This window comes from Paenarthrobacter sp. NCHU4564 (genome assembly GCF_052156435.1).
Taxonomy (GTDB): Bacteria; Actinomycetota; Actinomycetes; order Actinomycetales; family Micrococcaceae; genus Arthrobacter.
In genome coordinates this window covers 208562-218081 of the sequence record NZ_JBQLIS010000007.1, presented here as the reverse complement: position 1 = coordinate 218081, position 9520 = coordinate 208562, and the positions used below count along the sequence as shown (strand labels likewise).

General features: G+C 62.2%; 11 protein-coding genes. 7 read left to right on the top strand and 4 right to left on the bottom strand.

Features of this window, described 5'->3' with window-relative positions; translation table 11 throughout:
- Positions 1 to 206 precede the first annotated feature (206 nt).
- The gene (locus ACSVIE_RS10135) at positions 207 to 1043 is read left to right on the top strand and encodes a hypothetical protein (RefSeq protein WP_442423709.1); all 837 of its coding nucleotides are present in this window, start codon (positions 207 to 209) and stop codon (positions 1041 to 1043) included.
- A gap of 53 nt (positions 1044 to 1096) precedes the next feature.
- On the opposite strand, the gene ACSVIE_RS10130 is transcribed toward ACSVIE_RS10135, so the two are convergent.
- Entirely contained in the window at positions 1097 to 1528 is a 432-nt protein-coding gene (locus ACSVIE_RS10130; protein ID WP_442423708.1) for a VOC family protein, read from the bottom strand.
- 79 nt (positions 1529 to 1607) lie between these two features.
- Positions 1608 to 2066 carry a VOC family protein gene (locus ACSVIE_RS10125; protein WP_426002741.1) on the bottom strand — a complete coding sequence of 153 codons (459 nt, stop codon included), beginning with the start codon at positions 2064 to 2066 and terminating at the stop codon, positions 1608 to 1610.
- Positions 2067 to 2216: 150 nt separating this feature from the next.
- On the opposite strand from ACSVIE_RS10125, the gene ACSVIE_RS10120 reads away from it, so the two are divergent.
- Entirely contained in the window at positions 2217 to 2606 is a 390-nt protein-coding gene (locus tag ACSVIE_RS10120; RefSeq protein WP_442423707.1) for a DUF3054 domain-containing protein, read from the top strand.
- 72 nt (positions 2607 to 2678) lie between these two features.
- Positions 2679 to 2957 (top strand): Lrp/AsnC family transcriptional regulator, encoded by a 279-nt coding sequence (locus tag ACSVIE_RS10115; protein ID WP_426007537.1) that lies wholly within the window; start codon positions 2679 to 2681, stop codon positions 2955 to 2957.
- Positions 2958 to 3049: 92 nt separating this feature from the next.
- On the opposite strand, the gene trpD is transcribed toward ACSVIE_RS10115, so the two are convergent.
- Positions 3050 to 4108, bottom strand: coding sequence for an anthranilate phosphoribosyltransferase (trpD, locus tag ACSVIE_RS10110; RefSeq protein WP_442423706.1), 1059 nt, complete (start codon positions 4106 to 4108; stop codon positions 3050 to 3052).
- Positions 4109 to 4256: 148 nt separating this feature from the next.
- On the opposite strand from trpD, the gene ctaE reads away from it, so the two are divergent.
- The 4 genes from ctaE to qcrB all read left to right on the top strand — a co-directional run bounded on the left by ctaE (position 4257) and on the right by qcrB (position 8596).
- Entirely contained in the window at positions 4257 to 4895 is a 639-nt protein-coding gene (gene ctaE, locus ACSVIE_RS10105; RefSeq protein WP_442423705.1) for an aa3-type cytochrome oxidase subunit III, read from the top strand.
- An 87-nt stretch (positions 4896 to 4982) separates the two neighbouring features.
- Positions 4983 to 5771 (top strand): cytochrome bc1 complex diheme cytochrome c subunit, encoded by a 789-nt coding sequence (gene qcrC / locus ACSVIE_RS10100; RefSeq protein WP_426002745.1) that lies wholly within the window; start codon positions 4983 to 4985, stop codon positions 5769 to 5771.
- A gap of 97 nt (positions 5772 to 5868) precedes the next feature.
- Entirely contained in the window at positions 5869 to 6939 is a 1071-nt protein-coding gene (gene qcrA / locus ACSVIE_RS10095; protein ID WP_426002746.1) for a cytochrome bc1 complex Rieske iron-sulfur subunit, read from the top strand.
- The gene (gene qcrB, locus ACSVIE_RS10090; RefSeq protein WP_442423704.1) at positions 6917 to 8596 is read left to right on the top strand and encodes a cytochrome bc1 complex cytochrome b subunit; all 1680 of its coding nucleotides are present in this window, start codon (positions 6917 to 6919) and stop codon (positions 8594 to 8596) included. Before qcrA ends, qcrB begins: the two co-directional genes overlap by 23 nt.
- 110 nt (positions 8597 to 8706) lie before the next feature.
- On the opposite strand, the gene ACSVIE_RS10085 is transcribed toward qcrB, so the two are convergent.
- Complete coding sequence (locus tag ACSVIE_RS10085; RefSeq protein ID WP_426002748.1) at positions 8707 to 9495, bottom strand: GntR family transcriptional regulator; 789 nt, start codon at positions 9493 to 9495, stop codon at positions 8707 to 8709.
- Positions 9496 to 9520 lie beyond the last annotated feature (25 nt).

Sequence of the window (9520 nt, the reverse complement as noted above, 5' to 3'; positions counted from 1 at the left end):
AACCGATCCCTGACATGGGAAAACGCTGCATGACAGCTTTGGACGAGTTATCTCATCTACTTCTACTCGTCTCACTTTAACGCCGATAATCTACATTATGTAAAGTTGAACACTGAATCCCGGCAGCTGAATCACTTCACCGGTCCCCTGACTCCGGCGAGGAAGTTCTGGGCGCCATTTCCCCGTCGCGCTAGAATGAACCGGTCATGACAGGCAGCCCAACCCGTCTCCTTGCATGGTTCGTCGTTCTGTCGAGCCTGCTTGCAGGGTGCACTGCCGCGCCCGGCGCAGAAACACAGCCAACGCCATCAAGCACCATGACCCTGCCGGCAGCGGGGCAGATTGATCAACCGCTGCCGACCCCATCTGCGCTGCCCGCAGGCGAAAGTACCCCGGCGCCACCTCCGCCGACACAGCCGGCACCTGCCCCTCCCCCTCTCCCGGGGCCGTTTGCTCTCAACCTTTACCAAGAGGGCGACTTCGTACCGCAGTACACCTTCGACTGGTGTGTCGCTGCAAGCATTCAAATGGCACACAACCTGATGGACGACACCGGCGGTGCACAGTGGGCCGGTCGAGCCCAGCAGAACGAACTGTGGGACATGGCGCGGGCGCGGTCATCCAACTCGTTCAATGGCGCCAACCCGCTGGGCTGGGCACAGGTGCAGACAGAGGTGGGGCTGGGTCCCTACGAAGTTGTCAGCATCCCGGATTACCAGGACGCATTGCGGACGGCAGCGCGCGCCATCACCGAAACCGGGCGTCCCGTGGGCCTGGTGATGTGGAGCGGCCGCCACGCATGGGTGATGAGCGGGTTTGAATCCGTGGGCGACCCGGCCCTTTTCACCGACTTTTCCGTGACCGGCATCCACGTCCTGGATCCGCTGTACCCCCACGGCAGTGGCCAGTGGGGCCCATCCCCCGCCCCAAACAGTCTTTTGACGCCGGAACAGCTGTCCACCCAGTTTGTGGTCCGCGAGCCACGCCGATGGAGCAGCGGACTCCAGGCGGGCTATCTGCTGGTGCTCCCCCGTCAGGCCTAGGATCGCCAAGGGAATGCCCCGCCACTGGAGGGCGGGGCATCCGGGCGTTGACCCTACTGCTGGGCCTGGTGCTCCCCCGCGATATTGACCAACCATGCGATGCCGAATTTATCGACGCACATGCCAAAGCTGTCGCCCCACGGCGCCTGCTCCAGCGGCATGGTGACCGTCCCGCCGTCGGAAAGCTTGTCCCAGTAGCCGCGCAGTTCGGCTTCGTCAGCCGACTCACCGCTGAGTGAGACCGACATGTTGTTGCCAGGGTTGTAATCCATGCCGTTTGGCGTATCGGCAGCCATAATGGTCAGTCCGCTTGGAGCCACGAGCATGGAATGCATGACCTTGTCCGCTTCGGCGGGATCGTCGCTGACCTGGAAATCGCCGAACGTGCTCAGCGTGAGTTCCCCGCCGAACACCGATTCGTAAAAGTTGATGGCGTCCCTGGCATTGTCCCGGAAGGAAATGTAGGGGTTGAGCCTGGTTGTCATGACTTCTCCTTAGGGTTGTTTCGTTGTTGTACCGCCGCTGTCGTGCCAGCACGTCGAGGTGCCATGCCCCGCGAAGCCGTTAGCCGCCGTCGTAAGCCTTTTGCAAAACGTTCACGTCCAGTTTCCGCATCGTCAGCATCGCTTCCATGGCCCGCCTTGAGCCTTCGGGGTCCGGACCGTTCAACAGCTGCGGGAGGGCCGTGGGAACAATCTGCCAGGACAATCCGTATTTGTCCTTCAGCCATCCGCACTGGCTCTCCTCTCCCCCGCCCTCAAGCAGCGCATCCCAATAACGGTCAACCTCGTCCTGCGATGCGCAGTTCACTACCAGCGACACCGCTTCGGTGAAGGAGAAGGCAGGCCCGCCGTTGAGGGCCATGAACTGCCGGCCTTCGACTTCAAATTCAACGGTCATGGGAGATCCGTCCGGCCCTGGCATGGAACCGAGGATGGCCGAGTTGTCGAAAATCGATGTATAGAAGCCGGCCGCTTCAGCGGCCTGGCCGTCGAACCACAAACAGGTAGAAATCTTCTGCACGAGCCACCTTCCACAGTTTGATGGAGGGAACCAGACGTCCCCCGTCCGAGGCTAGTCGCGTGGGTTTCCGTACACAACGCCCGACGGCGGTACGCCCGGTTCCGATCGACGCTTCGCCTGCGCGGGGCGAGGGAGGATAACCTCGAAACCATGCAATCCTCACCACGCACCTGGGTCCCGGCTGCCATCGGCGACCTCGTCCTGATTCTCGTCTTCGCAGCCATAGGCCGCGACGCCCACGCGCGGGGTGACATCATCACGGGCGCCTTCGCCACAGCTTGGCCTTTCCTGGCCGGCGCGGCAGGGGCGTGGCTGCTCCTTCGCGTCTGGCGGCAGCCGTTGGCTCTGTGGCCATCCGGCGTGGGCGTATGGCTCGTCACTGTCGCTGTGGGAATGGCGCTGCGGGCGATCACCGGACAGACAGTAGTGGTGCCGTTCGTCATCGTGGCCCTCCTGAGCCTCGGCGTCTTCCTCCTGGGCTTCCGGGCCGTGGCTGCCCTGATCAGACGGGGCCGCCGGCAACGGCAACGCCGGGCGTGAAGGGCCTGCCGCCACCCCCATGCACTAGGCTAAAGAGCGTCCGCAATGACGCTATTCACGAAAGGCCCCACGTTGATCACTGCTTTCGTCCTGATCAAGACCGATGCGTCGCGCATACCGGAAACGGCCGAGCAGATCTCGGCGATCCAGGGCATCAGCGAGGTCTACTCCGTCACGGGGGAATGGGACCTCATCGCGGTGGCCAGGGTCACGCAGCACGAAGACCTGGCAGACGTCATCGCCGACCGTCTCTCAAAAGTACCTTCAGTGGTTCACACCACCACGCACATCGCCTTCCGGGCTTACTCGCAGCATGACCTGGACGCTGCCTTCGCCCTGGGCTTCGAATAAGCCGGCACCCCCACGACGCCGCCCCATGGCGACGGCCCGGCCTGCGGACGGTGGCCTACGGCCCGTTGGCTGCGCCCGGTTGGCTGCGGGCACTAGCTACGACTCAGGGCCGTCCACTTTTGAAGGACGGCAGCCGCCTTCCCGGAGTCGACGGCGTCGGCAGCCTTGGCATACGCCGCCTGCATCCTCCCCAGCAACGGGCCTTCCGCCGTGAGGTCAGCGGCCACGAGGCCTGCGGCTGCATTCAGGAGCACGGCGTCCCTCACCGGTCCGGTCTTTCCGTCGAGGATTTCCCTGACGACTGCGGCATTGGCAGCAGCATCTCCTCCCCGCAGGTCAGCCACCGTTGAGGGCGCGATGCCGAGTTCCGCGGGCGAGAACACCTGCTCGGTCACAGCGCCGTCGCGGATTTCCCAGACAGTGGAAGGTCCGGTAGGCGTCAACTCGTCCAAACCGTCATCACCACGGAACACCAGGCCCCGGCTGCCGCGGCGTGCGAGGACACCGGCCACCAAGGGAGCCATGCGTGCATTGGCCACACCCACGGCTGACGCCTGGACATGCGCGGGATTGGTCATGGGACCCAGGAAGTTGAAGGCGGTGGGAACAGCAAGCTCCCGCCGAGGCACGGCCGTATGGCGGAACGACGGGTGGAATACCTGGGCAAAGCAGAACGTGATTCCGGCCTCTTCGGCGTTCCGCGCGACCTGCTCAATGGTCAGGTCCAGGCGGACGCCAAGTGCTTCCAGCACATCGGCCGATCCGGAAGTGGACGAGGCGGCCCTGTTGCCGTGCTTGACCACCTTGGCACCGGCTCCGGCAGCAACCAGCGACGCCATGGTGGAGATGTTGACCGTATTGAGGCGGTCCCCACCCGTTCCCACGATGTCCAGCTTCTCGCCCGTGATGGAAATCTCATTGGCGTTCTGAAGCATGGCAGCCACCAGCCCGGCGAGTTCCTCCACGGTTTCACCCTTGGCCCGGAGCGCGACAAGGAAACCTGCGATCTGGGCAGGCGTCGCATCGCCGGCCATGATGGTATTCATGGCCCACTCCGTATTGGCGGCCGCGAGATCGTCGCCGTCGATGAGTGCAGAGATGAGGCCAGGCCAGGTATTGCTGGCCACAGGTGCCGATGCCGGAGAAGTCACCTCCTGATGCTATCGACCGAGCCGCGCCCCTGACCAATGTGAACCGGACCGGGAACTTTTCCGCGCGATTTCGCGTCTTTGTAGAAAAAGTCTCCCGAATCGGTGGTTTGCATTGGGAACTCTGGACTTTTACAGACATAATGTCCTTGTGACATCTGCGACCCATGCCCCCAGTACCCCGGCGCACCCGACGCTGAACCGCCCTAATCTGGTTTCTGTTGGAACCGTAGTTTGGCTGTCCAGTGAGTTGATGTTCTTCGCCGGCCTCTTTGCCATGTACTTCACCCTGCGCTCCACCTCCGGAGTGATGTGGGCCGAGGAGACGGCCAAGCTCAACTTCCCGTTTGCGCTCGTCAACACGATCGTCCTCGTGGCAAGTTCATTCACTTGCCAGATGGGCGTCTTCGCCGCCGAGAGGCTTGAACCGCGCCGCACGGGCGGTCCGCTGCAGATCAGCCGCTGGGGCATGAACGAATGGTTCATCCTTACGTTCATCATGGGCGCTTTCTTCGTAGCCGGCCAGACCACCGAATACGCGATGCTCGTCTCCGAGCACGTTTCCCTGTCGTCCAATGCGTACGGTTCTGCCTTCTACATGACCACGGGCTTCCACGGCCTCCACGTCCTCGGCGGCCTGATCGCATTCCTCTTCATCATCGGCCGCGCCTTTGCTGCCAAGAAGTTCGGGCACTTTGAAGCCACCTCCGCGATCGTCACCTCGTACTACTGGCACTTCGTCGACGTCGTGTGGATCGGCCTCTTCCTGGTCATCTACGTCCTCAAGTAGCCCGGCTTTGACTCTTTTTCTACAAGAGGCAGAATTTCAAGAAGCGGCTCACGGAGCCGACGCAGGATCGAATAAAGGAACCACCACGTGAAGGCACTCTCGCAGAAGCGACGTCACCCACTGGCAGCCATAGCGCTGCTGCTGATGGGCCTCCTCCTCACTGGTGGGCTTTACGCCGTTGCCACATCTGTCAACCAGGCCAAGGCCGACACCACCAGCTACAGCGCCAGCGACGTAGAAGAAGGCGGCAAGCTCTTTGCCGCCAACTGCGCCACTTGCCACGGCATGGGTGCCAGCGGAACCCAGGACGGGCCCTCGCTGGTCGGCGTTGGTGCCGCTGCTGTTGACTTCCAGGTTGGCACCGGCCGTATGCCCATGCAGATGAATGGCCCGCAGGCCCAGAAGAAGCCCCTCCAGTTCAACGAAGAGCAGACCACGCAACTGTCCGCCTATGTTGCATCCCTCGGCGCGGGTCCGGCCATTCCGGAAGAGCACCTCCTGGACGAAAAGGGAGATGCAGCCAACGGTGGCGAGCTCTTCCGGGTCAACTGCGCCATGTGCCACAACGCAGCAGCCGCCGGCGGTGCACTGACCCGCGGCAAGTTTGCTCCCGCCCTTGCCGATGTCACCGGCAAGCACATCTACGAAGCCATGGCCACGGGTCCGCAGAACATGCCCGTGTTCAGCGACTCCAACGTCACCCCGGAAGACAAGCGCGACATCATCACCTTCCTGAAGACGATTGAAGCGAACGGCTCTCCGGGCGGTGCCGACCTCGGCTCCCTGGGCCCTGTTGCTGAAGGCCTGTTTGTCTGGGTCGCCGGCCTCGGTGTCATCATCGCCTTCACCATCTGGCTGACGTCCCGTACGTCCTAGTCCGGACGGACAAAATTTTCTGCTGCACGGTCAGCAGTTTGGAACTGAACATTAACTCGGCGAAGGCCGAGACAACGAGAGAAGGATGAGGCGAATTATGGGCAACCATAGTGACGGCAGTCCGAACCACTCGGGCACCGTAGCTACGGCTGGTCAGAATGAGGTGGAGAAGTTCCAGGATCCTGGTCTTCCTCCGCATCGTTTGCGCCTGGCTGACACGGACCCGGTAGCCGCAAAGCGTGCCGAGCGTCAGGTAGCCATTCTGTTTGGCACTTCCGTTATCGGAACGCTGGTCTTCCTGGTGGCGTACTTCGCCATCGATCTTGGCGATGACTCGAGCATCGCCACCATCCGCACGCAGAACCTGCTTCTGGGTCTGGGAACGGCCTTCGCCATGCTGGGCATTGGTACCGGCATCGTGCACTGGGCCAAGGCCCTGATGCCCGATCACGAGGTCTCGGAAGAGCGCCACGCAATCCGTACCGAGGACGACCGCCAGGCTGCAGTCCGGATCGTGGACGACATCGTCGAGGAAACCGGTATCAAGCGCCGTCCGCTGATCCGCAACACCCTTCTCGGCGCAGTTGCCCTGGCCCCCCTGCCGGCGCTGGCCATCTTCGGTGACCTGGGTCCCCGCCCGGACGACAAGCTTGCCCACACCATGTGGGCACCCGAGGGCGGCAAGCTCAAGCGCCTGACCCGCGATCCTGATGGCACCCCCATCAAGGCCTCGGACGTCACCATCGGTTCGGCCTTCCACGTCATTCCGGAAGGCCTGAACGAGCTCCATGAAGGCAAGCTCAACGAGAAAGCCAAGGCAGTCGTGTTGTTGATGCGCCTTGACCCCAACTCGCTGAACCCTTCACCGGGCCGTGAAAACTGGGGTTACAACGGCATCGTTGCCTACTCCAAAATCTGCACCCACGTTGGTTGCCCTGTCGCTCTGTACGAGCAGCAGACGCACCACCTGCTGTGCCCGTGCCACCAGTCCACGTTCGACCTCACGCAGGAATGCAAGGTCATCTTTGGACCGGCAAGCCGTCCGCTCCCCCAGCTGCCCATCGCAGTTGACGCAGAGGGCTACCTGGTCGCCACCAGCGACTTCAAAGAACCTGTAGGACCGAGTTACTGGGAGCGTGACGAGCATGAGCGCCTCATCAACAGCTGAAGCCCCCTTCGTAGCGAAGACCAAGGTAGGACGTTTCACTGACTTTGTTGACCAGCGCGTGGGTGGCTCCGGCATCCTGCGTGAGTTCGGCCGCAAAGTCTTTCCCGACCACTGGTCATTCATGTTCGGTGAGGTGGCGCTGTACTCCTTCGTCATCCTGCTGCTGTCGGGTACATTCCTGACGTTCTTCTTCGATCCGTCGATGGCGGAAACCCACTACCAGGGTTCCTACACGCCGTTGTACAACGTCGAAATGTCCGTGGCCTACAGCTCTTCGCTGAACATCTCCTTCGATGTCCGCGGCGGCCTCTTCATGCGCCAGGTCCACCACTGGGCAGCCCTCCTGTTTGTTGCTTCCCTCGGTGTGCACATGCTGCGCGTGTTCTTCACGGGCGCATTCCGCAAGCCGCGCGAAATGAACTGGGTTGTGGGCGGTGTCCTGCTGATCCTGGCGATGGCAGCAGGCTTTACCGGCTACTCCCTCCCCGATGACCTGCTGTCCGGCAACGGCCTGCGCATCATCGACGGCGTCATCAAGTCCATCCCGGTGATCGGCACCTATATCTCGTTCTTCCTCTTTGGCGGCGAGTTCCCGGGTACGGCCATCATTGGACGCCTCTACGTGCTGCACATCCTTCTGGTGCCTGCCCTCATCCTGCTGATGATTGTCATCCACCTCTTCATGGTTGTTGTTCACAAGCACACCCAGTACCCCGGCCCGGGACGCAATGACGGCAACGTCGTCGGCTACCCCCTTGGCCCGGTCTACGCGGCGAAGGCCGGCGGCTTCTTCTTCATCGTGTTCGGTGTGGTTGCCCTCATGGCTGCAGCCTTCACCATCAACCCGATCTGGAACTACGGACCGTACGACCCCTCCCCGGTGTCTGCAGGTACCCAGCCTGACTGGTACATCGGTTTCGTCGACGGCGCCTTGCGACTCATGCCCGGTGTCATCAACGACTTCCACTTCGAGTACGTGATCTTCGGCTACACGCTGACGCTGAACGTCCTCCTGCCGGCACTGGTTCCCGCAGGCATTATCTTCACCGTCCTGTTCATGTACCCGTGGATCGAGCGCTGGGTAACCAAGGATGACCGTGAGCACCACGTGCTTGACCGTCCGCGCAACGCTCCTACGCGTACTGCGATTGGTGTAGCAGGTTTCACCTGGTACTGCGTGATGTGGGCTGCTGCAGGTTCCGACCTCATCGCGACGCACTTCCATGTATCCCTGAACGACGTCACTTACTGGCTGCGGGCTTTGTTCTTCATTGGCCCGGTCATCGCGTTCGTTGTCACCAAGCGCATTGCCCTGGCTCTCCAGCGCAAGGACCGTGAGATCGCACTCCACGGCCGTGAGACCGGTCGCATTGTCCGGCTCCCCCACGGTGAGTTCATCGAGGTCCACGCTCCGCTGGACGAGTACAAGCGCTACAAGCTTGTGGGCTTCGAGTCCCCGGCTCCGATCCCGGCACAGCCGAACGAGCACGGCGTCGTCACCCGCAAGGAGAAGCGTCGGGCCGCACTGTCCAAGTGGTTCTTCGAGGACCGCGTCGCTCCCGCCACCCCGGCGGAGCTGGAAGCGGCACACGCCCACGGACACGGCCACGACGAGGCCGTTGAGGCTGGCGAAAGCCAGAAGACCCTCAGCCACTAGGCACCGCCAGGCAGAAGAAGGGCCCGGTGTTTGGATCTCATCCAAACACCGGGCCTTTCCCGTTTAACCCGTCCAAGGGCAAGTGAGCCTGGAGCGCTGCCCCTGAGGTCCTACTGGCTCCGGTAACCCGATGAGTAGTTGCGTGTTGGCCTCACTCCTGGACGCTGCAGCGGGACCCACAACTTGTACCGGTCGGCCCGATAGTAGGACACCGAGTAGTCGACCATGGCACGGGCAACAAACGCGTGCCGCTGGATCTTGAGCAAGGGCGAGCCAACGTCAACGTTCAGCAGCCGTGCCGTCGAAGGCGAGGCGGCGGTGGCCTCGATCATGTCTTCGCCCCACTCCATGACGAGCCCGAACCGTTCGCTGAGGACGTTGTACAGCGACGTCGGCGGGGCTTCGTCCAGAAGCCCCGGAACGCGGTGGGCAGGAATGAAATTCTCATCCACGCTCATGGGTTCATTGTCGGCCAGCAGAAGCCTCCTGAAGCGGACCAATGGCGTCCCCTCATCCAACTGCAGTTCGCGCGCCAGGAAGGCACTCGCAGCGATTTGCTCGAAGCTCAGCACCTTGGCCGCAGGCACCATTCCGCGGCGTTGCATTTCCTCGCTGTAGGAGGTCAGTTTTACCTGAAGGTCCAGCTTGGGCTTACGGACGAAGGTCCCAAGCCCGACGACCCGCTCGATGACTTCTTCGCCGACCAGGGCATCAATGGCCTGGCGGACGGTCATTCGGGCGAGGCCAAAGCGGAGCGACAGGTCGCGCTCCGAGGGAAGTGACGAACCCGGAGGGCAGGACTCAGCGATGAAGGCCCGCAGGATCTCGCGGAGCTGGATGTAGATCGGAACGTTGCTGGAACGATCGATGTCCCCCACGATGCTTGTTGCTTCAGCCATGGCAGGACCCGTCATGAGGCGTGGT

What these genes read in the sequence shown, in the direction of transcription:
- ACSVIE_RS10135 (WP_442423709.1), top strand. Translation starts at nt 207, where the DNA reads ATGACAGGCAGCCCAACCCGTCTCCTTGCATGGTTCGTCGTTCTGTCG.
- ACSVIE_RS10130 (WP_442423708.1), bottom strand. Translation starts at nt 1,528, where the DNA reads ATGACAACCAGGCTCAACCCCTACATTTCCTTCCGGGACAATGCCAGG.
- ACSVIE_RS10120 (WP_442423707.1), top strand. Translation starts at nt 2,217, where the DNA reads ATGCAATCCTCACCACGCACCTGGGTCCCGGCTGCCATCGGCGACCTC.
- qcrA (WP_426002746.1), top strand. Translation starts at nt 5,869, where the DNA reads ATGGGCAACCATAGTGACGGCAGTCCGAACCACTCGGGCACCGTAGCT.
- qcrB (WP_442423704.1), top strand. Translation starts at nt 6,917, where the DNA reads ATGAGCGCCTCATCAACAGCTGAAGCCCCCTTCGTAGCGAAGACCAAG.
- ACSVIE_RS10085 (WP_426002748.1), bottom strand. Translation starts at nt 9,495, where the DNA reads ATGGCTGAAGCAACAAGCATCGTGGGGGACATCGATCGTTCCAGCAAC.